Origin of the sequence: Chrysiogenes arsenatis DSM 11915 (assembly GCF_000469585.1) — a bacterium.
In the GTDB taxonomy this organism is placed as follows: Bacteria; Chrysiogenota; Chrysiogenetes; order Chrysiogenales; family Chrysiogenaceae; genus Chrysiogenes; species Chrysiogenes arsenatis.
The window spans coordinates 241,408-265,062 of record NZ_AWNK01000007.1; the positions used below are offsets into that span (position 1 = coordinate 241,408).

Consider the following 23,655-nt stretch of genomic DNA (forward strand, 5'->3'; position numbering starts at 1 on the left):
AGAGAGATTATAGCGAACGAATCGCACTTTCAAACGCTTCAAGCGTGCATTCGCAATCGCGATCACTGTGAGCGGCGCTTACAAAGCAGGCCTCAAATTGGCTGGCAGGCAGATAAATGCCATCTTGCAACATAGACCGGAAATATTTCCCGAAGCGTTCGGTGTCGCTGGTGACTGCGTCTGCAAAGCTATTGACAGCAGGAGCCTCTGTAAAGAAGATGGTGAACATACTGCCAAGGCGGTTTACGACATGGGGAATGCCGACTTCCTTCAATATGACTTCCATTCCGCCGACAAGGCTGGCGGCGCGAGTTTCTAGCTTATCGTAAAATCCTTCTTGGTTCAGCACGTGCAGCGTTTCGATCCCAGCGCGCATCGCCAGCGGATTCCCGGAGAGTGTTCCCGCCTGATAAATTGGCCCTGATGGACTAATCATTGCCATAATTTCCTTTTTGCCGCCATATGCGCCGACTGGCAAGCCGCCGCCAATGATTTTGCCAAATGTCGAGAGGTCTGGATCAACATCGGTATAAATCCCTTGCGCGCCAGCCGCCGATAAGCGGAACCCAGTCATTACTTCGTCAAAAATCAGCAATGCGCCGTACTCGCGGCAGAGTTTTTTGAGTCCACTCAGGAATCCTGCTTGTGGAAGTACCAAGCCCATGTTACCGGGGACTGGTTCAATAATGACCGCGGCAATCCCTTGATCATTCGCTTCAAATAGTTCGCGCACCGACTCAAGGTCATTGTAGCGTGCGACCAGAGTATTGCTGGCGTACCCCGCGGGAACACCGGGCGAGGTTGGTACACCAAAGGTTAATGCGCCACTGCCTGCCTTTACCAATAACCCGTCAGAGTGGCCATGGTAGCATCCTTCAAATTTGATGATTTTGTCGCGTTTTGTATAACCACGTGCCAAACGGATAGCGCTCATCGTCGCTTCCGTTCCACTGCTGACCATCCGTACCATTTCCACTGATGGCACCATCTGGCATACCATTTTTGCCAAATCAACTTCGAGTTCGGTTGGTGCACCAAAACTGCACCCTTTTACGAGTTGCTGCAAAAGCGCTTCGGTCACAGTGGGGTAGCCGTGACCTAAAATCATCGGCCCCCATGAGCCAACGTAATCGATATATTCGTTCCCATCGGCATCTTTGATTTTCGAACCATACGCCGCACTGATAAAGACGGGATCGGTGCCGACCGAGGCAAACGCCCGAACCGGCGAGTTCACACCACCGGGAATATATTGGAGTGCTTCAGCAAAAAGTTCTTTTGATTTCATTGATTCACCTCGTAGAAATATCGTTTGGGTATATAAACCTTGATGCTTGAAATGGGGTGTACTATATAGAGGCGGTTGAGAAATGCAAAGGAGAATTGCCCGTGGCGTTCCTGAAAAAATTATTTGGCCGCAAAGAATCCTCAGAAAAAACGATTCCCGATGAACCTATGGTTCAACAAGAAACGGTAGATGAAATACTTACGGAAGAGGTCGCTGCTATCCCTGCGACAGAAGTTCCTGAAAGTGAAACAGATCTGGACGCAACCACCAACGCTCAGGCTGTTACCAGCGAACGCGAGAGTGAACCAAGCGAGAGTGAACCAGTGGTTCCACCATCCATACCGGAGCTGGAATCAACGGACGTGTCGTCCATGGAAAAGCCAGCACGCAGCGGTTTCTTTTCGCGCCTTAAAGAGCGACTGTCGAAAACGTCAACACAATTGCTGGGGAAACTAGAAACTGCATTTTTAGGGAAGAAGGTGATCGACGAAGATCTCCTCGAAGAAATTGAAGAGATCTTTTTGAGTGCAGATATCGGCGTAAAAACGACAACAAAAATTATCGACCGCGTCCGCGAGAGCGTCAAGCGCAGTGCCCTGAAACATCCCGACGAATTGAAAGAATTCCTCCGCCAAGAAATTCTGCGTGTGATCACGCTGCCGGAACCGCCTCGTCAGGTCGAGCCACCTGTCAAAGTTGTGCTGGTGATCGGTGTGAATGGTTCGGGAAAAACCACCAGCATTGGCAAGTTGGCACACTATTACACGCAACAGGGGAAAAAGGTGATACTCGCTGCTGCTGATACCTTCCGCGCCGCTGCCATAGAGCAGTTGGTGATGTGGGGTGAGCGGACGGGTGTCGACGTTATTCATCACCAACATGGCTCAGATCCATCAGCCGTCGCGTATGATGCCACTAAAGCGGCGCTCAGCCGTCGCGCCGACCTTTTGCTGATCGACACCGCTGGACGGCTGCACAACAAAAGCAATCTGATGGACGAATTGCGCAAAATCAATCGTATCCTGTCGCGTGACATTCCTGACGCTCCGCACGAAACATGGCTCGTGCTCGACGGCACCAGCGGTCAGAACGCGCTGATTCAGGCACGTCAATTTATTCAGACGGTTCCGATTACCGGATTCATACTGACCAAGCTCGACAGTACCTCCAAAGGTGGCACTATCATCGGCATTATTGAGGAACTGAAATTGCCAGTGAAGTTTATTGGTATTGGCGAAAAAGCCGAAGACCTTCGCCCCTTTGATCCGCAGGATTTTGTCGACGCTATATTTCACGCCAATAAGGAAAACACCCATGTTTGAACTCAAAGTAACCAGTGAATTTGCCAGCGCCCATAACTTGCGCTACTACGATGGAAATTGCGAGAACCTGCATGGCCACAACTGGCAGGTTTTTCTCTATGTACGCGGTGAAACTTTGCAACCAAAGACGGAAATGCTGGTTGACTTTAAGGTGCTAAAACACGAATTGCGCGCGATCATGAAGCACCTTGACCATACCTATCTCAACGAGCTTGCCCCCTTTGATCAAGTGAACCCGACCAGCGAAAATCTGGCGCGCTATATTTTTCAGCAAATGTCACAAGCGTTACTCGATCACGCTATCGACAACGCGTATGTCTATAAAGTGGAAGTTTACGAAACACCAACCGCTAGCGCCTCCTATATGGAAACACCATGATGGCCCGTATCGTTTGCCTCTGTATCGTCGTTGGTCTCCTTGTCTTGCCGGCCTTTTCGCTCGATAGCGAAGGGCAGCGTATTATGAATTTCGCCCGCTCGCTTCAGGAGCAAGGCGAATATTACCGTGCTATCACTGAATATGAGCGGTTGAAGTCGTACTATCCTGAAGGGGCGCACCTTGTCAGCGCCGATTTTGCGATTGCCGAGTCCTATTTTTCCGGTGGTAAAATAGAAGCGGGTCTTGAACAGGCCAAGCGTGTTGTCGAACGATATCCCTCTGATGCGCTTGCTCCCGAAGCGATCTGGCTTGCTGGAAGTACGCTGTTTAGCCTCAAACGGTACGACGAAACCAAACCGTATCTTGAGTATTTCCTCCATCACTACCCCGAGCACGCTCGGAAACACGAAGCTACCGCGATGTTAAGTGCTACCTATCTGGCACTTGGAGAAAGGGAAAAAGCGATAACGCTTGATCCGTTGATGAATCAACATATCAATCAACTGGAGATTCCGCAGAAGGATGTGCGTACGGCGGGAGTGCTTTCGGCACTCCTCCCTGGCAGCGGTCAAATGTATGCCGAACGGTATATGGACGGCACCATCGCTTTTTTTTTGAACGTTGCGTTTATAAGTGCTACGGCAGCGGCTATTGAATCGGATAATATTCCGCTCGCGGTGATTGTTGGCTTTTTTGGTGTTGGCTGGTATGGTGGTAATGTGTACAATGCGATGAACAGTGCACAAAAATATAATCAACGTGCCATCAACAAAGCAAGCCTCGAATATTACCAAAAGAACCGGACACCTTCGCTACAGATCAATTTCTCTTTTTAGTCTTTTTTCACCTACCTTAACCTGATGAGTCAGGAGCGCCATGAGTACTATCAATCCGCAGCGATCAGCTTTGTCAATTGCCTTCGTCTATCTCCTTGTAGGCGCCCTCTGGATATTCGTTTCGGATAAATTCTTGGAATGGTTTGTTTACGATTATGCGACTGCAAATATCAATACCGCCATCCAAACGTACAAAGGATTACTTTTTGTTATTGTTACGGCATCCATTCTCTACTTACTTCTTTTGCGCCAGTTTTCAAAAATAAACCAAGAAGCTCATGAGCGGCATGTTGCGCAGTGTGCTGCCGCTGAACTTTCAGCCCGCTTACAGCATTACTTGGCGGTGAGCCCGACGCTCTTGTATGTGGTGAAAGTCACCGTTGATGGTGCCAAAGTGTTTGATCTCATCAGTCCGAATATTGAAAAAATATTGGGCTATTCTGTCAGTGATGCTATGAAACCAAGCTGGTGGCTGGATAATATTCACCCTCATGATCGCGAGAATGTTTTAGCGCGACAGAAAATTCTCTTTGAAAAAGGGTTTTTACGGCATGAGTATCGCTTTTTTTGTAAAAATGGCGACTATCTCTGGTTTCACGATACTCTGCGTCTGATAAAAAGCGAAGATGGGCAATCGCACCAAATTATCGGGGTATGGATTGATATAACTGATCGTAAAATAGCAGAGCAAAAGCTGCAGGATACTCTCCTGCGGCAACAATCAGAAATTGATGCTGCCGTCCGTAAATCACAAGAACAGGATATTGTTTTATTTGATCAGATCCGTCGCCAGTCATTGATGTCGTTACTGGTGAACTTAGCCCATCAGTGGCGGCAGCCACTGAGTGCTGCCAGTATCATGATTCAGAATATTGAAAGCGATGTGCTGCACGATGAAATAGATCCGGCGTATGTGTCGCAGCAGGTAGCGTTGGCCATTCAAACACTGGAAAAACTCTCGGGGACATTGACAACGTTTACGGCACTCTATGAGTCAAGTGATAAGGCGACCAGTATAGATTTTATCGAATCCATCGATATTGTCATGAGCATTGTCAACGCTAAAACACCTGCGATGGCGGCGGTACGGCTCCATCAAGAGGTTGCGCCTGATATTCAACTGTTTGCCTATCAGTCTGACGTCGTTGAATGTATTGCCGAATTTTTCTTGAACGCCAGTGCGATCGCTCACGAACGGGGAAGAGGCACCGTTCATATAACGCTTCGTGTGCAGTGGGAAGATGACGCCAAAACGCGTATTCGCATCACGATTCTCGATGATGCTGGCGGAATCCGCCCAGAAATATTTGATCAGCTATTTGTTCCATATACCACAACCTATTTCAAATCTCAGAATAAAGGGTTGGGGTTGTATACGATGAAACGGATAATCGAAGAGCGCTATCGTGGAGAGATTCACTGCAAAAACATGCCAGACGGTGCGATGTTTACGGTTGTGCTCCCATCAGAAATGCCATTAATGCAACAGGATCAGCCGCAACTTTTGCTTGATGCTGAATAAATGGTTTGGGGTCAAGAATACCCCAGCCAGCGCCAATAAAGTCAGCACCAGCATTGCGCGCGCACAAAAGGTCATTGAGCGAATCACCAATATAAACTGTTGCATGGAGCGGAACGCCAAAATGGCTTGCTACTTGTTCTAAAGGGTCGGCTGCTGGCTTTGGTGCCGTCGTTTCATCAACACAGACCGCAAAATGGAAAAATTTATCGAAGGCGAATTGCCGTGCAATCGTCTCGTACTTGAAGCGCATATTGTTGGTGACAATTCCCAGCGGTACAGTATTGACAAGTGACTGGAGTATTTGCGGTACGCCATCATACCAGCTCATGAAGTGTTCATACTTTTGGTACTGGGCATACCAGTAAAGAATGGCGGCATCGAGATCGCCTTGATACCCGAGATGGCGTAACGTCTCGCGTCCCGGATACCCCATTGCCCGCTGCAATTCGGCCTCATTCAACTCACGACCAATCAGATCGCGCGCGGTATCAGCCAAAGAGTGTAAAATCACTTTATGGCTGTCGATCAGCGTTCCATCAACATCAAAAACAATGGCTTGATAGTGGGGCTGGTGACTATGCAAGGGGGATAAGCTCCCGTTGTCGCTTGGTAAATTTCACCACATGCCGAAATCCGTAGGAAAGTGCCAATTGCCGTGCCATTTCGAAGTCTTGGGCAATATTATTCGGGTGATGCGCATCGCTGGAGATAATAATTGGCAATTCGTATTTCGCCACCAAACCGAAAATATCGAGCGATGGGTAAAGCTCTTTGACGGGTTTACGTAAACCAGCGGTATTGATTTCAAAAACGATGTCGTAGTCTTTCATCAGGCGAATCGTGCTTTCGTAGACCGGCATCATATTGATATGTGGCGAGGGACGATAGCCAAAGACTTTTATGACGTCGAAATGGCCAAGAATGTCAAACATCCGCGAACGGATCGCCATTTGCAGAATTTCATAGTAGCTGTAGTACGAATCGACCACATCACGTTCATTCCACTCGTGGATGAACTTTGCTAGATCAAAGCCCCAATCGTCAATCCAGTGTACACTGCCAATGATATAATCCCACTCCACACTGTTAAGGAATTGTCGAATCCCACTCTCTTTAGAAGGGACATAATCCATTTCGATACCGAGCTTCACCTGCAATCCCAGAGCTTTAGCTTGTTCTACGCAACTAACATATTGATTAAGGTCAAAATCGTGTTGATTCCCCCACTGGGTTGTCAGTAAATTGCGAGCTTGCACAAAACGGTATGCATGGTCGCTAAAACCAATTTCAGAAAGCCCGTGCTCCATTGCCGTTTTATGATAAACCTTGACCCACTCGACATCGTACGGGCCACTTTCAAGGTGTGTATGATAATCATGGAGTTGCATACGTGTCATCCATACTGTAAAGGGACGTTTCGGGTACTCTACACAGAGTTACATGCCAGCAGAAATTAACATACAATTGTCATGAGTGCACGGGGAACTCAACGGCTGACCACCGTGCCAACGATTCTCCGGTAGACAATCGGAATGACAAAAAGGGTAATCAGGGTCGAACTACAGAGTCCTCCGATGACTGCCCGTGCCATGGGGGCTTGTGCTTCTCCCCCCTCGCCCATACCAATTGCCAGCGGTAATAAGGCGAGCATAGTGGTTGCCGTGGTCATTAAAACCGGTCGAAAGCGCCGCATAGCAGATTTAACCGCTGCGGCGCGTGGTTCTTCTCCCGCTGCCTGCAATTCCATCGCGTGATCGACAATCAGGATAGCATTATTCACCACAATACCGGCCAGCATCATGAGGCCGATCATCGACTGCATATTTAGCGTACTTCCCGTACCCCAGAGGGCAAATATAGCACCAATAAAGGCCATCGGGACAGAAAACATGACGACAAGCGGCGCGCGCAGTGACTCGTAGAGCGCGGCAAGAATCATATACACGAGCAGGATCGCCAGAGAAATCATCCCGATCAGTTCACGAAATGCTTTTTGTTGTTCTTTGTAGTCCGACTCAATCGCAGCAGTGTACATGGTAGGAAGTTCGACTTCGTCCAAAAGCTTTTCAACGTCAGCGCCGATACTGCCGAGGTCACGCCCAGCCGTGTTGGCCAGAAGTGAGAGAAACCGCTGTTGATTGCGGCGCGAAATCAGTGGTGGCCCTTCGCTTTGGCGCAACTCAATAAGTTCGCGTAACACCACCGTGTGCCCACCATCGCTGGCAACCGGCATGTTGCCGATGCGATCCAGTACTCCTGTGCCACTCCCGGTCAGAATCAGATAGATGGGAATTTCTTCGCCACGTTGCCGTACCAAGGCGGCTTCGTATCCATCAAGCGCCGACTGGATGACCCGCATGAGATCAGGCACTTGCACGCCAAGCTGCATCGCACGTTCACGGTTGACCAGTAAGTGCGTCTCGGCGGTCGTGGAGAATTGACCCCGTTCAACATCGGTAATGCCTGGTACTTTGGTTAATTCACTTTCAATAATGTCGCCCCAGCGCTCCAATGCCGCAATTTCGTGTCCACGAATCACCACTTCAAGCTGATTGCTATCGCCCGTCGCACCCATGCGGAGGATAAACAACCCTTGGTCGGCACGCGTGCGTACTATCACACCCGCTGGCAGCTTCAACTCACGTCGCAGGTCAGTTGCGACCTGTTCGCTGCTGCGCTGCCGCTGGGTAGGCGATACCAGAGAAATGCGAAACTCACCGCGCCCATTGAGATCGGTACGAGTCATGTAATCTTTCATCTCGGGAATCAATTCTGCTAAACGTGTTTCAATAGCGAGCATATGCGGGTCGAGCGCTTCTATTTTTGTCCCTTGGCCCATTTCAACATTGATACGGACGCCACTTTCATCGGCGGCTGGCATAAACTCCCGACCCATCATGTTGGTCAATTGAAAGGCTATAATAAAAAGCACTGCAATGATGGCAAACACCACAAAACTGTGCCGTAGCGCTAGATCAAGGAGGAGTTCATATCGCCGTTGTAAGCGGTTAAAAAGCGATTCTAACACGCGACTCCACGCAGGGAGAGTTGTGTGATTTTGCCGTTTCCCTTTTTCGCTGGCATTGAATACCGGCACAAGCAGTAATGCGATAAGCAACGAACACATCAGTGCAAAGGCGACCACGTAGGCCATTTGCTGAAACATTATTCCTGAAATCCCTTCGGCCATAAAGAGCGGTAAGAAAATAACCAGCGTGGTCAACGTACTGGCGATAATCGCTGCCGTGACCGACGAGGCTCCCCGTGCCGCACTTTCACGCCACGCCAGAGAGGTTGTTCGTCGTATATGGGAAATATTCTCTTGAACAACAATGGAGTTATCGACCATCATCCCAATGCCGAGCGCGAGTCCGCCGAGTGTCATCAGGTTAAGGCTCAAACCAGAGAAATAAATTGGAACAAACGTCGCAATAACCGAAACCGGTATGGCGGTAGAAACGATGAGTGTACTGCGTATTTCGCGCAGGAAAAAGAGGATGACAAAGACGGCGAGCGATCCGCCATACATCATAGAAAAGGTAATATTCGCAATGGATTTTTGAATATACGATGAGGTGTCTATCATCGTGACGAGGGTAAATTGCGGGTAGAGCCGATTGATGCTTTCGATTTCTCGTTTGACGTTTTCGGCAACCTCTACGGTGTTGGTTCCATCTTGTTTGCGTACCGACAGGCGCACTCCGGTTTCGCCGTTAATGCGGGTTCTGCGTGTCTCCTTCTCGTATCCCGACTCAATCTGTGCGATGTCTTTCAGGCGAATTGCGTTATTGCCACGGTTGACGATCACCACTTCACCGATATCGTCGAGCGATTCTAGCGCCGTTGGGTAGCGTAACTGAAACTCATAGTCACCACGCTCAATTTCTCCAAAAGCATAGCTGCGGCTCGCCTCCTGAATCGCCCGTTCCACATGATTGAGGGTCAGGTTTAATCCCTCAAGAATCAGTGGGTCGATCTTAACCTGGAATTGGCGTGCCTGTCCGCCCCACACTTCGACACCAGCAACTCCAGGAATCCGCTCCAAACGGGCACCGATTTCATCTTCGGCAATGCGGCGCAATTCAGCTGGATCAAGATCGCGCGCGGAGGCTCCGAGAATCAATATTGGGAACGCCGAAACATCGAACTTGCGCAGTTGGGGGTGATCAGCACTTTCAGGAAGGAATCGGACGGCGCGATCAAGCCGATCGCGAATATCGTTGGCCGCACTATCAAGGTCAGTGCCCCAGGCAAAGCTCATCCGAATCGAACTGGTGCCGCGAGATGAGGTAGAGTTAATGGTTTCGATGCCGCTGATGATTGAAAGCGAGCGCTCCAGTGGAATGGTAATCAGCCGTTCCACTTCTTCAGGGCCGGCATCGGAATAGGTGGTGACAACGGTGAGGGTCGGGTAGGTGATATCCGGCATAAGGTCAATCGGCAGGCGATACAATGAAAGGAGCCCGAAAAAGACCACGATCATAATCCCCATAATGGTCGCAATCGGGCGACGCACCGCAAGGTGAGAAAGATTCATGGTTGGTTCGCTTTGGTAACGGTTACTTTTGTGCCGTGCATCAACCGTTCATGACCGGCAACAATAATTGCACCAGGCAGGTGCGGTTCGCGAATTTCTACCATTTTCCCATCATCGGCACCGATCACAATGGTGATAAAGTTGGCATTTTCCTTTTCGGCGTCGTACCAGAAAACCCCTTGTTCGCCATCACGCACTACAAGGGCATTCAGCGGCACCAATTGGGCTTCAACATCGGTTGTACCGACCCATACGGCTTGAACAAACATCCCGGGTGCAAACGCGCCGGCTTGGTTATCCAGCTCAATCTCAACCCGAGCATGACGCGATTGATCATCAAATGCGGGTGATTTGCGCTGAACAACGCCCCATGTGCGGATATCGGGACGGTGCGGGTCGATGATTTCGACAGAATCACCGGGGTTCAATGCGAGGTAATCCGCTTGGTTGAGGGATACCACTGCTGTCAGCGGATTGGCCTGTACTAATGAAAAAATGGCGGTTCCAGCATTGACAACGCTGCCACGGTTGGCCAGCAAACGGTCGATTTTACGAGGATAGGTTTCATCCCATGTCGCAATAATTTGTGTGTAGCTCACATGCAAACGGGCTTGTTCGACTTGTAACTGCTTTTGTTCTACTTGTGCTTGGGCAAGGCGCAACCGCGCTTCTTGCGCTTCCCATTCTGATTTTACCTGATCCAAATTGGCGACCGAGGTAATGTTTTGCTGCCGTAACGAACGAGCCCGTTCAAGGTTGTTCTGAGCGAGCCGTGTTTTAACGGCAATATCGTCTTTATTGGCAACGGCGATTTTCCACTCCGCTTCGGCTTGTGCCAGAGCAAGTTTTTGTTGTTGGTCATCGAGTTCGGCTAAGAGTTGGCCAGACGTCACTTCATCACCGATTTCCACATGCAGTGTTTGTAAGGTTGATGAAATTCGTGAAGCGATATGGAATCGCTCAGGAGATTCAAGCGTAGCACTAAAAGCACGGTGGGGCTTTATGGTTCCAGTCTTGACAGGTGCAACTTCTACGCGCGTTGCGCTCCGTGTGGCGCTGGGTGCTTGACCGGGTTTTGATAGATTTGCCAGACGATCCATGCCGAGTATGACGACAAGGACAACTAATACCAATACTGCGATATTCTTTTTCATTTCACTGTTCCTTTGATTGAAAAACGTGAGCAAAAACCATATCGACGGCACCATGATTTTTCTTCAAAAGTGCTTTTCCTTGTGTTCCCATATGTGTTGCAAGCGCTTCGTTACACAGAATGCCTTTGACCGATTCAAGCAGTTCAACTTGGGTCGTTACCCAGCAACCAGCTTCCCACTCTTTGACGATCCGTGCGATTTCACGAAAGTTTACCATATTGGGGCCGTACACAACGGGTTTACCGACAGAGCATGCTTCGAGTATATTGTGACCGCCAGTCGCGCCAAAGCTCCCGCCGACGAAGACGACATCGGCAATGCTATAGATTTTCAGCAATTCGCCAATGGTATCGACAATCAAGACATCCCCCGACTTCAGCCGTTTTTTCCGCGAAGGTAATTCCGTGCGCAATGCAGTGTGAAAGCCTGCTGCTTGAACGGCGTCCGCGAGCAGAGGTACTTTTTCCGGATGGCGTGGCGCAAAAATGGAAATAACTGAGTTACCCTCTGCCAATAAATTCCGGTGCAGTTCGATCATACACGCAAACTCGTCAGGGTGGATTGAGCCAGCGCAGAAAATAGGGATCGGATCTTCTGGGAGTTTAAACTCATCGTGAATGTACTCAAGGCGATGCTCTTCTTCATCTGACACCGCTAGATCAAACTTGAAATTTCCGGCTACCGCAACGCTGTCGGGGTCCGCTCCGATAGCGATAAATCGTTCTTTATCCTCTGCCGTTTGCGCAAAAATTTTGGTCTTCTGCAGCAGTGGGCCAAAAAACCAGCTCCATTGCAGGTAGCGCTTGTATGAACGATCCGATATGCGACCATTCACAATGACAACGGGAATTCCTATTCTATGCGCTTCAGTAATCAGGTTTGGCCAAATTTCGGTTTCAACAATAATCAGTTTTTCCGGTCGCACCGTTTGTAAAAACCAGCGGACAGAAAACGGAAAATCAAATGGCATATAGAGGGTTAACGCGACTTGATCAATGGTTTGTGCGATTAAATGTCCCGTATCCGTCACATTGGTAATGACGATTTTATAGTCAGAATCTGCTGCTATCCGTTTTAGCAAGGGGATCGCTGCGCGCGTTTCGCCAACGCTTACGGCGTGAATCAGTACCTTTGGTCCCATACTTTTCAGGATCCCACGTTTGCGTCCTGAAAAAAGTCCGAAACGTTGTAAAAAACTTCGGCGCATGCTGCGGCGAAGGAATAACGAACGAATAATAAAGTACGGCACGGCCAACGGAAAGAGGATCGTGAGGAGGATGTTGTAGAGAATCATACGTTCACATCTCGCAATGAGAGTCCAAGTGCGACAGCATACTTTGATATCCCTTGTTTCTGTATCGAACTGCATGCCTCAGAAAACGTTACCCCTTGCAATGCAGAAATATACTCAACTTGTGTTTCAAGGATATCTACCAGATGGTTGGCAAACGCCAGATTTGCCGCGCCACCCCCAGTGAGGATGCACTTGGTCAGTGGCGTGTCGTTATAACGTAAATTGCGATGTTGCAAGAGTTCGGCAGCTATTCTGTTGGCAAGTTCGATAAATTCATCATTGAGCATTTTATAAAAATCGTTTTCTTCGTCACTACCGAGTTCTCCGGAAATCATTTTTAGAGCGTCATTGTGTTCAACCTGGAAGAGTTCTTGGAATTTTTCGATGATAGAAAAGACCCCCAATGGAACCGAAGCGCTCCAATCAGGCTGACGATCCAGTATAAAAGAAAATTCGCAGGCGTGGTGACCGACGTTGAGCAGCAATAAGAGACCAGACGTTAACGAGGTACGTTCGTAGAGTTTTTCGACCGCAAACGTTGACACATCAATGGCGTGCACAGGAATGGTCAACTCTTCAAATATATTCAGAAAATTTGCCAGCATAAAGTTCTTCGTGGCAACAACATCGACGACACTCATTCCATCACGATTTCCATCGCGACCAATAAAGTCAACCGACGTGCCCGTCTGATACGCTTCTTCAAGGTATTGCACATAATCCCAGCGTGCCAGCTGGAGTGCTTCCTTCAGCGGGGTATGCGGATATTCGATAGAAGCAATATTTACCGTAGAGCGGGGAGCCGCAATCACGACATTGGAGTCGGAAACAGTGACTTTGCTCAGCAGACTTTTCAGCCCTTCCATGAAAAATTCGTGGTTAAGAATATCTCCACGACAGTACGCGCCATGACGCAGTACCGACTCGCCAAGGTGCGAGATGGTGATTTTATCCTTTATCCGCTCGCATGCGGCGCACTTCAGGCTGTAGCCACCAAAGTCTATTCCAATGGTTTTTTTGTTCATAAAAGCTTGTAAATCCGTTCTTTAATGGTTTGGAGGCGTTCTTCGGAAACGACCTTATGCCCGAGCAGATCGGTGACGTAAAAGACATCAACCACCTGCTCAACCTTGGTGGTGATATTAGCGGCATGGATAGAAAGACTCAACTGATAAAGTGCGGTTGCTAATTTATAGAGCAGTCCCGGTTTATCATTACAAAAAACCTCGATGACGGTACATTTTTGCGACTGGTCATTATGGATAGATATTGCAGGGAGGTTTTTCTTTGTAATCGGTTTCATACGCAGCCATGAGCGGGATACCGCCAATGCGGTTTTTCCAAGGAGCACTTCTTTCACGTACGTTTTCACATCGTGCCAAAATGCATCATCATCGGCCTGATACGCTTCCGTATAATGGACGGTGATGACATCAAGAATCATCCCATTTTGGAAGGTGTTAATTTTACACGTAATAATCCCGAGATTTTTCACCAGAATAGCGCCCGCAATATGACTAAAAATGCCAGGATAATCATAGCCTGCCACCAGAATATCGGTCGTTTGTGTTGCGGCGTTTGTGGTGTGCGTAATATGAATTCTTTCGCGCTGCTGCGTCAGCTCGCGTAGTGTTGCCACATGGCGATGGATTTCTGCCGGTGGGTAGCTGACAAGGTGCTCACGGTCGAACAGCGCAAACAGCTCTTCGTCAATGGCGCTGTACTCACGAACTTCTCGTTGCAAGCGTGCCAGACTTTGTTGTTGATAGGCGTCAGACGAACCACTGTCTATATACTCTGTTGCCGAGCGATAGAGCGTATCGAGTAAAGAACCTTTCCAATCCGTCCACACTCCGGGGCCGACTGCGCGGATATCGCAATTGCTTAATACATACAGGTGATCAAGTTTCTCCCGTGTATCAACTGTATCGCAAAAGATTTCAATTGTTTTCGGGTCGGAAAGATCCCGTCTTTGCGAAAGATTTGCCATCAATAAATGGTGACGGACAAGGAATTCTATCAAATTACGTTCGCGAAAACTCAGTCCCAACCGAGCAGCAATAGGTGGCACCATTTCCGCCCCTTTTCGTGAATGATCACCGCCGCGCCCTTTCCCAATATCGTGAAGCAGTAGAGAGAAAAGGAGAATTTCTCGACCGCCTAAACGGGATAAGGCACTGGCAAAGAGTGAACGACTCCCCAAGTGTTCTGGCGCAGCAAGGGTTTCAAACTCCGCAATGGTGCGGATGGTATGTTCATCGGTGGTGTAGTAGTGGTAGCGATCAAATTGCACAAGGCAATCAAGCGTTCCAAATTCAGGAATATAGCGCCCTAACACGCCACATCCGTGCATTTGACTCAAAGTGCGGGCGACGTTTGTATTGTATTTCATGATTGAACGAAAGACATGCGCGGCGGATGGATTGCTTCGTAATTGCGGAGTGATTATCCCAAGATTTCGGCGGATAAATCCTTTAAATTCTGGTGAAATATGGAGGTTTCGCCGCTGGGCAATGGAAAATACCTTCAAAATTCGCACAGGGTCTGAACGGAATAAATCGGGTGTCGCTGGGGCGGTTATTTCGTTGCCACGCTGGTAAAAGCCATCTGAAAGCTCACGCACCAGCAACGACCCGAATACCTGCTGACGCAGTTTTTCCGGAGCGCACCGCGCAATAATAATTTCGCTGGCGGCATGAATGCGGCGGGTGTTTTTATAGTAATCGTGCATGAACTCTTCAACGGCGAGTCGGCAACGCGCTTTTTCATCTTCATAGCCAAAGTTATTGGCAATCAATTGTTGGTTTTCAAAGGTCAAAACATCCTGTGGTCGGCCGCAGAGATAGTGTAACTCGTTGCGAACACGCCAGAGGAAATCACGACTTTTGCGGACATCGCCAATTGCAAACAGTTTCCAAATATCTTCTGTTGTTTTTTCTGGGTATTTGGCTTTCGCTATCCAAAAACAGGTATGGATATCGCGCAAACCGCCGATCCCTTCTTTCACATTCGGCTCTAACTGATAGAGGCTGACCGATTGCTTTTCGTGACGTACTTTACTTTCATTTATTTTTGCATTGATGAAATTTGCGACACTTTTATTCAAAACTTTTTTGGTAATCGTCGCATGAAAATGTTGCCATGTAAGCTCTGAACCACAAATGAGCCGTGCTTCCATAATGGCGGTACGAATGGTCACGTCAGAAAGTGCGTACGAGACACATTCATCCACACTGCGCACGGAATGCGAAACCTTCAAGCCGATATCCCAGCCCAGATACAATAAGCGATTCGCGACGAGCTCAATATAGGGACACACCTCGCGCGGGGCAACAATGAGCAGGTCGATATCGCTGTAGGGATTTAGCTCACCGCGTCCATATCCGCCTACCGCAATAATGGCTGGCAAGTAGTTTTCGCGTGTGCACATCGGGCGGTTAAAATCGGAGACAATTTCCCAGAGTTTGGCGAAAATAATATCAATGAGTGTTGTATTAAGGAGTACCACAAACTCGGGGTTGGAACCGTTCTGATGCAGGTTTTTGATGCGTCCGAAAGAGAATTTATAGAATTTCTTAAAGACATCTATGAGCGCATTGCGACGTTGTTGCCGCTGTTCACGCCGCGTGGCATATTCGTATTCAACGGACTTCAGCAGCGCCATTAGGCGCTGCTGAACCATAAAGTCAAGTTTCTGCTTTAAGTTACTGTGGAAGCGTAAGTCCATTTACGAAATTCCACGCAATGCGATAAAGAGCGGATTAAAGTTTTTCATCCCCTTTTCCTTCACGTAGCTCAGGATAGCGTTATAGCTTTCAAGGTTGAGTTCCAGCGGCGTATCGCGATTCATTTGTTCCATCGCTAACCGTTCGAGATAGTCAAAATTGGCGGCAATCAGCGTATTGCGCGCTTTCCGATCCCAGATATCGGCTACCGGCATAGCGTAAATCATAGCGCGGAAGGTGTCGGCATCAAGGAGTTTCTTCATCTCGATATAGTTGACAATGCTCTCGTCAAGGCTCTTACCGGACTGCGTGGTGATGTAGCATATGGACAACATGTCGGCAGTGAAACGGCTTTTTTCGATAAATTGTGCTACTTCTGGCAAATACTCGGCATACGGGTTCTGCTGCGTTGCATTCTTGATTTTCTCGCAGTAATCCGCTGGCAAATGCTGGTCGGCATTCTTAAAGAGTGAATCGAACATCGTAAACAATTCGGCATTCGCAGTGTTGCACTTCGGATCGATAACCCCTTTGGTGACCACCCAGCGGACTGCGCGACGTAAAGACGATTCAAAATCGATCACCATACGGTGTTGTAATTCCGATGGTTGCTGATTATCGAGGGCGAAAATCGACTGCACAATACTTGATGTCCCGAATAAATGCTCAAAGTACACATAGGTCTTCGCCACTTCAGCGACGCTGGCATTTGTGGTAGACGTGAGATTATAGACGAACATTGATCCCGCATAGTCAACAATGCGATTGGCAATCAGGGTGCACAGGATTTCGTTCTTCAGCTTATGCTGCATCATTTCGTCTGGGTAGAGTTCCAAAAGCTTTTTCGGGAAGTACGAGTGGTAGAGCGTGGTCAGCGAATCGTTCCATTCCAAATTGGCCGCTACGAGCTCGTTAAACAGATCCATCCGCGCGTAGGCCGAAATTTTGCACAAAATCGGTGCGGGAATTGATATGCCGCGCGTCGGATAGGCGACCAGTTCTTCTTCCAACGGAATGTTTTCCGTTACGCGATCCAGTAAACCTTTCCCTTCTAGGTACCCGACAAGGTCTGCCAGCAGGCGTGGGTTTTCGTAACTGGTGATGGTGTCGATCATGATCGACAATCCGTTTAGGTAGTTTGTTTCCAGTACAAGTTTACCAACTTCATCGGTCATCGAACTCAGCAAGGTATTGCGTTCATCGAAAGTCAATTTGCCATTATTCGTCACAATTTTCAGAAGTATTTTAATGTTTACTTCATGATCCGAAGCATTCACTCCGGCCGAGTTATCAATAGCATCGGAGAGGATTCGGCCACCACGCAACGCGTATTCAATCCGCCCTTCCTGAGTACAGCCAAGGTTACCACCTTCGCCAATAACTTTTGCCTGAATGTCAGCACCATTGACACGCACGTTGTCGTTTGCTTTGTCGCCCACTTCTTCGTTGGTCTGGAACGTCGCTTTCACGTACGTGCCAATACCACCATTCCATAACAAATCGACGGGAGCCTTGAGCATAATGCGGATCAATTCGTCCGGCGTGTAATTGCCTCGGCTCACGCCAAAAACTTTTGCTGCTTCAGTGCTTAATGCGATTTTTTTGTCAGAACGGTTGTAGATGCCGCCACCTTTGGAGATCAACTCAAGATTGTAGTCGCTCCATTGCGTACGTGGCGTGACAAACAGACGCTTGCGCTCTTCCCATGACGTTATCGTGTCGGGATCTGGGTCAATGAAAATGTGTTTATGATTGAAGGCTCCCACAAGCTTAATGGTTTTTGAGAGCAACATGCCGTTCCCAAACACATCGCCACTCATATCGCCAATACCTACGACGGTAAATGGTTCTTCCTGGATATTGATTCCTGTATTGCGGAAATGTCGTTTGACCGACTCCCACGCCCCTTTGGCGGTGATGCCCATCTTTTTATGGTCATATCCGTAACTGCCACCGCTGGCAAAAGCGTCGCCCAGCCAGAAGTTGTACTGTTCACTGACGGCGTTGGCGGTGTCCGAAAGGTGCGCGGTTCCCTTATCCGCTGCAACGACTAGGTACGGGTCGAGCTCGTCATAGCACACGACATTGTCGGGATGCACGGCTTCACCATCGATAATGTTGTCGGTAATTTCCAGTAAGGCTCCAATGTATGAGCGGTAGTATAGATCGGCCGCAGCACGTTGTTCTTCGGCATTTTGATATTTCCCTTTCAGGACAAAACCGCCTTTCGAACCGACGGGGACGATAACGGCATTTTTCGTCATTTGTGTGCTGACCAATCCCAATACTTCTGTACGAAAATCGTCAGGGCGATCCGACCAGCGCAATCCGCCACGGGCGACTTTTCCGCCCCGTAAATGGATGCCGTTCATTGAGCGCGAAAAGACGAAAATTTCGTAGAGCGGGCGTGGCAACGGCATGTCCATCACCTTAGCCGATTCGATTTTTACGGAGAGGACACGCTGTTGCGCATCCCCTTTGTAGTAAGACGTACGCAGGGTTGCTTCGCAAACGTTATGCAGACGGCGGATGATGTAGTCAGCAGTCAGCGAAACGACTTCGTCGATCTGCGATGCAATAGCCGCACTGGATTTCTCCAGCTCCAACAAGCGCTTTTCGTGGGACAGCTTCCGTTTCGTATTGAACTTTGCATCGAAATAATTCCAGCAGGCCGCCGATATTGATGAGTACGTTACCAGCGTTTCCCATACCGTCCGTTTGGTGTACTTGATGCCGACTTGGAAGATGTATTCCACATACATCCGTAGCACGTTAATGGCATTGTACGACATGTTTTCCAGAACACTTAACGCGTTGAGCGGATCGCTTTCAACCTCGGCATGGACAACGGCAAGAAAGGTTTCCCCAATCGTGCGACGATTCTGCAAGAGCAAATGAAATGAACTGTCACTGACACCAAGCGAAAAGCTCATCAGCATAATGGCGGGTTGCCCTGCAGGTAAAATATGGAACGTATTTTCTTCGATAACCTTGATCCCCATATGTTGAAAAATAGGGATTAAATCGACGAGGAGATGATTTTCCAGGCTATAAAAACGGAGTTGAACTTTGCCGTTCCCGTGCTCCGAAATTTCTACTTGGTCTTTGCCGGTTTGATAGAGTTTTTCGAAGAAAACCATATCTTCCGCAGCTTCACGCGGTGAATTGCTCGCCTTGTACGCTTCACTGAAACCAGACTGGAATTTTTTTAATAAGGCGTCTGCCTTAGAGCCCTGACCACTTTGTACTAACGATACCTGATCGGCCAACGCCCCGTGCCAGTCCATGGTCTGCGCGTCAATGTGTCGTTCGAGTGCCGAAATATCCACTTCAGAGACAGCATCACCCGGAACAAGGTAGATGTAGACTTTAATCGCTTCGGTACTGTCGCCAAAGTCGCGGTACTCAAATAAGGTGGCTTGAAAGGTGTCGCGAATCACGCGTAGCGCCGTGCGGAGCGAATTGATGCTGTAGTTCAGTGCCGGAAGAATGAGCAGCAGGCTTTGCCCACGGGCATTCAGGTTTTCAATATCGATGATTTTGACTTTTTCAAACGAAATAACATTCAATAAGTCGACAACAACTTTCTCCAGTAAGGCATCCTTGATGAAGAAAAGATCTTCTTTCGGGTAGTGGTTGAAAATTTCAAAAACCTTATTGTAGGAGTACGACTTATACAGAATTTTCCGCTTTTCAAGGACGCGGTTGATTTTACGCCGCAAATACGCGAAGGCGCCTACCGGCTCGGAATAGTACTTTGTCGCGTGGATACCAAGGAAAACGTGCTCTACAAAGCGTGTTTCGTTTACCTGCTGGCGGATGCCAAGGTACACCATGTTGCGTTGATCGTAGACTGGGCTGATGGCATTCGATTTATCCAAAGTGATGCAATGGTCGGAAGCAATCCGTTCTTGCAAATGGAGCGGAAGACAACTGAGAGGCGTTGGCTGCGAAAATTTTGATTGCGTGATGTCCTGCAAAATACCCAGCCCAGTACCGTCAACGACCTGAATGGTCTGTTTTTTGGGGTCGCTTTCCAGCACAATGCGGTACTGGCGATATCCGAGGAAAATAAAGTTATCCATCCGCAACCACTCAAAAAATTCCGCTGCATTTTTCCGTTCAATTTCGTCAATAGCTGCGGACGTGTTGAGGTACAGTTCGACTTCTTTCATCTTTTGCATCATTGGTTGGAAGTCGCGCACAACGTAGTCGAGCGAGCCAATCATCTGCTGCAAGTCGGTTACCAGAGATTGAAGTTGAACATCATTTTCAATAATTTCTGTCTGCAGCACAATGAAGGATTCCAACGATTTACTGACTGAGGGATCGTTGTAGTTGATATCGATAGTTTGGAGTACACCAGCAGCCGAACGACCTACATTCAATATAGGATGGATGGTAATATACGGTGTGATCCCTTTTTTGTTGAGATAAGAGTAGATACTTTTTAATAAAAACGGTTTGTCAGCGGTGTTGATAAGGATAACGCTGGAGTTGAAGATGCCGAAATCAAGTGCGTCTTGATCAGGTGTAAAGGCGTGAATGTTGGTTTGTCCGGGAGCGCGCTTCTGCAGAAATTCGAGAAAGTTTTTTACCTGAATGTGGAGCTGTTCTTCTGAAATAAAATCCAGATATTTGCGCGGGGCAGACTGGAACAAAATCGATAGTAAGTTATTAGCCAGACTCATCTGGTGCTCGCTCGGCCCTTTTTTTTGCTTGCGCAGCAGCTCAAGCGTGGCATCGAGTTTGTACTGTAAATTATCCCTGCTTTCACGATTGAGATCTTTCCGTAAAACGACTTTCGCCATATAGCCCTCCTCGTAAATATGCTGAGTGACAGAAGGTTGAATATATCGCTTTTAGGAACATTTTACAAACACGATTGTTCGAAAAAGAACACAAAAGCAACCGCGCAGCAGAGCGAACTCCGTGCGCGGTATGAGTACAGAGAAGAGGGGCTGTAGTGAGTGTACGGCAACCGCTACACGATAAGCGATCCAACTTGATACACAATAAAGGTAATAATCCAAGCAAAGACCGTCATGACAACCAATTGAAAAATTGGCCATTTCCACGAGTTGCTTTCCCGCTTTACTACCGCAAATGTTGCCATGCAGGGGGAAGAAATCAGGGCGAACAGCATGATACAATATCCGATAAGTGGCGAGTAGTTTTCGGCCAGTTTATCGCGAAGTGGAGTGCTTGCTTCATCCGCTTCTCCGAGTGAAAAGATAATCCCAAGTTGGGCGACAAACACTTCTTTCGCGGCAAAAGCACCGATAAAGGCCGTAGAAAGCTTCCAGTCAAATCCGAGTGGTGCCATGATAGGGGCAATCCCATGGCCAAGTTTGCCGAGGAGTGAATATTCTAAAAGTCTTTCTGCGCGGAGTTGCTCTAATTGTGCAATGGATTCCTCTTTTACCTCTTCAGAAAGGGTGACATCTGACTCTATCAGAGCAACTTCCTGTTCGACATATTCATCCGTCGCATGATCGTGCGGGAATACCGATAAAAACCAAAGGATAATAGAAATCGCCAGAATAATCGTCCCGGCTTTTCTCAGGTAAAGCCATGCCCGCTCGGTTGTGTAGAGCACAATGCTGTGCAGGGTTGGGATGCGATATGGAGGCAATTCCATCAGGAATTCAGAACTTTCACCACGAAAGAGCGTACGACGCAAAACCCACGCCCCCAGAACGGCGAGTAAGATCCCGATGATATAGATGCTGAAGAGGACGTTCGCATGAAGGTGTGACGGGAAAAACGCTGGAATAATCAAGACGTAAATCGGCAAACGTGCCCCGCAACTCATAAAGGGGATAACCATCATGGTGACAATTCGGTCGCGTTCACGTTCGAGAGTACGTGTGGCCATAATTGCGGGAACGGAACACCCAAATCCAGAAATCATCGGGATAAAGCTTTTCCCATGCAAGCCACATAAGTGCATGGTGCGATCCATCAGAAACGCCGCTCGCGCCATATAACCGGTACTTTCGAGAATCGCTAAGGCTAAGAAAAGGAAGATTACATTGGGGAGGAAAACAACAACACCGCCAACGCCGCCAATAATCCCGTCAATAATAAGCGAGCTTACCAGCGAATCTTCTGGCAGTACGCTCCCCGCAGCTTCTCCCAGCCAACCAAAGAAGATTTCAATCCATTCCATCGGTTTTTCGGAGAGCGTAAAGGTAAACTGAAACACCAAGTACATCATTCCAAGGAAAATCGGCAATCCCAGTAAGCGGTTTAGAAAAATATTGTCGATTTTTTCGGTGGCTGAGACGCGATTTTCCACGACCTTTTCGACGCTCTGGCGGTAGAGGCCCGAAATGAATCCATAGCGCTTTTCCGCTATCACCACCTGTGGCGAATCGTGATACACGGACTCTATTTGCGCTTGCGCTTCGGCTACTTTGGTAAACAGTGTGGCATCGGTTCCCAGATGGCGCTCAAAGGCAGCGCGAATTTCCTTATCATTTTCGAGTAACTTGAGTGCATACCAGCGCGATGGTGCATGGGCGAAGACGTCTGACGGCAAACCGTGCGATTCTAATAGCGGAACCAAGGCTTCAACGGCTTCAGAAATATGCGATCCATACTCTATGGTGAGTTTGGCTTTATGGGATGGTTGGGTGATGGCGGCTTGTAAGTCCGCTACTCCAGTTCCGTTCTTCGCCGAAATAGGAATAACGGGTAAACCCAGAATCTCTTCCATCATACGATAGTTGATGGTCAAGCCGGCAGCAGAGAGTTCGTCAGTCATATTGAGCGCCAAAACAACTGGCAACTCCATTTCCAACAACTGCACGGTCAGGTATAAGTTGCGTTCAAGATTTGTTGAGTCAAGGAGGTTGATAACCCAGCGGAAGTCTTCGTTCAGAATATGTTGGCGCGCTATCCGTTCTTCCAAGGAGGCGCATGAAAGGGAGTAAATACCCGGAAGGTCTGCCACCTGCACCCGCGCTGTGCCGCACTGCATGAAGCCTTCTTTTTTTTCGACGGTTACACCGGGATAGTTGCCAACTTTTTGATTTGAACCAGTAAGCTTATTGAAAAGGGTTGTTTTTCCGCAATTCGGATTTCCGGCAAGAGCAACTTTCATGCGAGTTCACCAAGAGTCACAATAATTTTTTCAGCTTCAGAACGACGTAGAGAAAGGAAAGAACCCTGAATTTTCACATCAATAGGGTCACCCATCGGTGCGACCTGAAACAACTCAAAGCGAGCACCAGGACGGATTCCCATTTCAATTAAGCGGTGCCGAAAGTCACCACCCGGCTGCAGCGAAGTAATCACTCCTTTGGCTCCGACCTTGAGTTCAGAAAGCTTTCGCTCAGACTTTGTTTCTGGTTGAGGCTGTGAACCAACCGCATCTCTTCCCATACGTCTCTCCTCAATTTCCCAAAATGTAAGGCGCGAATAACTAAATATACTATGTCTTTTAAGATGGCAAGAGGAATATTTCTGCTGGCACTGCTATGTTTTTCAGCAAAAAAAGCTTTTCGTGAATGATTATCCATTATAAAGTGCAACCCTGCTTTGCTTCTGATGTAACAAAAGGGAAACATTATGCGACAATTGCCGACACTATG

General features: G+C 48.3%; 15 protein-coding genes. 4 read left to right on the forward strand and 11 right to left on the reverse strand.

What is annotated here, in order from left to right:
- Nucleotides 1-7: 7 nt before the first annotated feature.
- Nucleotides 8-1,288 carry a glutamate-1-semialdehyde 2,1-aminomutase gene (hemL, locus tag P304_RS0106645; RefSeq protein ID WP_027389906.1) on the reverse strand — a complete coding sequence of 427 codons (1,281 nt, stop codon included), beginning with the start codon at nt 1,286-1,288 and terminating at the stop codon, nt 8-10.
- A 101-nt stretch (nt 1,289-1,389) separates the two neighbouring features.
- On the opposite strand from hemL, the gene ftsY reads away from it, so the two are divergent.
- Genes ftsY through P304_RS0106665 form a run of 4 tightly spaced genes read left to right on the forward strand, consistent with a single transcriptional unit; the run spans nt 1,390 to nt 5,347 of the window.
- Entirely contained in the window at nt 1,390-2,610 is a 1,221-nt protein-coding gene (ftsY, locus tag P304_RS0106650; RefSeq protein WP_236613312.1) for a signal recognition particle-docking protein FtsY, read from the forward strand.
- Entirely contained in the window at nt 2,603-2,989 is a 387-nt protein-coding gene (gene queD, locus P304_RS0106655; RefSeq protein ID WP_027389908.1) for a 6-carboxytetrahydropterin synthase QueD, read from the forward strand. Before ftsY ends, queD begins: the two co-directional genes overlap by 8 nt.
- The gene (locus P304_RS0106660) at nt 2,986-3,825 is read left to right on the forward strand and encodes a tetratricopeptide repeat protein (protein ID WP_027389909.1); all 840 of its coding nucleotides are present in this window, start codon (nt 2,986-2,988) and stop codon (nt 3,823-3,825) included. Before queD ends, P304_RS0106660 begins: the two co-directional genes overlap by 4 nt.
- A 40-nt stretch (nt 3,826-3,865) precedes the next feature.
- On the forward strand, nt 3,866-5,347 hold the full coding sequence (locus P304_RS0106665; protein ID WP_027389910.1) for a PAS domain-containing protein: 1,482 nt from the start codon (nt 3,866-3,868) through the stop codon (nt 5,345-5,347).
- Here P304_RS0106665 and P304_RS0106670 read toward each other — a convergent pair.
- From P304_RS0106670 to P304_RS14420, 10 genes are all read right to left on the reverse strand, one after another.
- Complete coding sequence (locus P304_RS0106670) at nt 5,274-5,930, reverse strand: HAD family hydrolase (RefSeq protein WP_027389911.1); 657 nt, start codon at nt 5,928-5,930, stop codon at nt 5,274-5,276. The genes P304_RS0106665 and P304_RS0106670 overlap by 74 nt on opposite strands.
- A complete protein-coding gene (locus P304_RS0106675; RefSeq protein ID WP_027389912.1) occupies nt 5,923-6,735 on the reverse strand; it encodes a histidinol-phosphatase in 813 nt (270 codons plus the stop codon). The genes P304_RS0106670 and P304_RS0106675 overlap by 8 nt, the downstream gene beginning before the upstream one ends.
- A gap of 98 nt (nt 6,736-6,833) precedes the next feature.
- Nucleotides 6,834-9,884, reverse strand: coding sequence for an efflux RND transporter permease subunit (locus tag P304_RS0106680; protein ID WP_027389913.1), 3,051 nt, complete (start codon nt 9,882-9,884; stop codon nt 6,834-6,836).
- The gene (locus P304_RS0106685; protein ID WP_027389914.1) at nt 9,881-11,038 is read right to left on the reverse strand and encodes an efflux RND transporter periplasmic adaptor subunit; all 1,158 of its coding nucleotides are present in this window, start codon (nt 11,036-11,038) and stop codon (nt 9,881-9,883) included. The genes P304_RS0106680 and P304_RS0106685 overlap by 4 nt, the downstream gene beginning before the upstream one ends.
- 1 nt (nt 11,039) lies before the next feature.
- Nucleotides 11,040-12,407, reverse strand: a complete 1,368-nt coding sequence (locus tag P304_RS0106690; RefSeq protein ID WP_084417590.1) for a 3-deoxy-D-manno-octulosonic acid transferase — start codon at nt 12,405-12,407, stop codon at nt 11,040-11,042.
- Nucleotides 12,329-13,357, reverse strand: coding sequence for a pilus assembly protein PilM (pilM, locus tag P304_RS0106695; RefSeq protein WP_027389916.1), 1,029 nt, complete (start codon nt 13,355-13,357; stop codon nt 12,329-12,331). The genes P304_RS0106690 and pilM overlap by 79 nt, the downstream gene beginning before the upstream one ends.
- Nucleotides 13,354-16,059: a [protein-PII] uridylyltransferase gene (glnD, locus tag P304_RS0106700; protein ID WP_027389917.1), complete on the reverse strand. Its 2,706-nt coding sequence runs from the start codon at nt 16,057-16,059 to the stop codon at nt 13,354-13,356. Before glnD ends, pilM begins: the two co-directional genes overlap by 4 nt.
- Entirely contained in the window at nt 16,060-20,868 is a 4,809-nt protein-coding gene (locus P304_RS0106705) for an NAD-glutamate dehydrogenase domain-containing protein (protein ID WP_027389918.1), read from the reverse strand. It abuts the gene before it with no gap.
- A 173-nt stretch (nt 20,869-21,041) separates the two neighbouring features.
- Nucleotides 21,042-23,165: a ferrous iron transport protein B gene (gene feoB / locus P304_RS0106710; RefSeq protein WP_027389919.1), complete on the reverse strand. Its 2,124-nt coding sequence runs from the start codon at nt 23,163-23,165 to the stop codon at nt 21,042-21,044.
- On the reverse strand, nt 23,162-23,446 hold the full coding sequence (locus tag P304_RS14420; protein WP_051321479.1) for a FeoA family protein: 285 nt from the start codon (nt 23,444-23,446) through the stop codon (nt 23,162-23,164). The genes feoB and P304_RS14420 overlap by 4 nt, the downstream gene beginning before the upstream one ends.
- Nucleotides 23,447-23,655 lie beyond the last annotated feature (209 nt).

Excerpts from the sequence above, each read along its gene's own strand:
- P304_RS0106660 (WP_027389909.1), top strand. The coding sequence starts at position 2,986 with ATGATGGCCCGTATCGTTTGCCTCTGTATCGTCGTTGGTCTCCTTGTC.
- P304_RS0106705 (WP_027389918.1), bottom strand. The coding sequence starts at position 20,868 with ATGGCGAAAGTCGTTTTACGGAAAGATCTCAATCGTGAAAGCAGGGAT.
- feoB (WP_027389919.1), bottom strand. The coding sequence starts at position 23,165 with ATGAAAGTTGCTCTTGCCGGAAATCCGAATTGCGGAAAAACAACCCTT.
- pilM (WP_027389916.1), bottom strand. The coding sequence starts at position 13,357 with ATGAACAAAAAAACCATTGGAATAGACTTTGGTGGCTACAGCCTGAAG.
- P304_RS0106675 (WP_027389912.1), bottom strand. The coding sequence starts at position 6,735 with ATGCAACTCCATGATTATCATACACACCTTGAAAGTGGCCCGTACGAT.
- P304_RS0106690 (WP_084417590.1), bottom strand. The coding sequence starts at position 12,407 with ATGCAGTTCGATACAGAAACAAGGGATATCAAAGTATGCTGTCGCACT.
- queD (WP_027389908.1), top strand. The coding sequence starts at position 2,603 with ATGTTTGAACTCAAAGTAACCAGTGAATTTGCCAGCGCCCATAACTTG.
- P304_RS0106685 (WP_027389914.1), bottom strand. The coding sequence starts at position 11,038 with ATGAAAAAGAATATCGCAGTATTGGTATTAGTTGTCCTTGTCGTCATA.
- hemL (WP_027389906.1), bottom strand. The coding sequence starts at position 1,288 with ATGAAATCAAAAGAACTTTTTGCTGAAGCACTCCAATATATTCCCGGT.
- glnD (WP_027389917.1), bottom strand. The coding sequence starts at position 16,059 with ATGGACTTACGCTTCCACAGTAACTTAAAGCAGAAACTTGACTTTATG.
- P304_RS0106680 (WP_027389913.1), bottom strand. The coding sequence starts at position 9,884 with ATGAATCTTTCTCACCTTGCGGTGCGTCGCCCGATTGCGACCATTATG.
- P304_RS0106665 (WP_027389910.1), top strand. The coding sequence starts at position 3,866 with ATGAGTACTATCAATCCGCAGCGATCAGCTTTGTCAATTGCCTTCGTC.
- P304_RS14420 (WP_051321479.1), bottom strand. The coding sequence starts at position 23,446 with ATGGGAAGAGATGCGGTTGGTTCACAGCCTCAACCAGAAACAAAGTCT.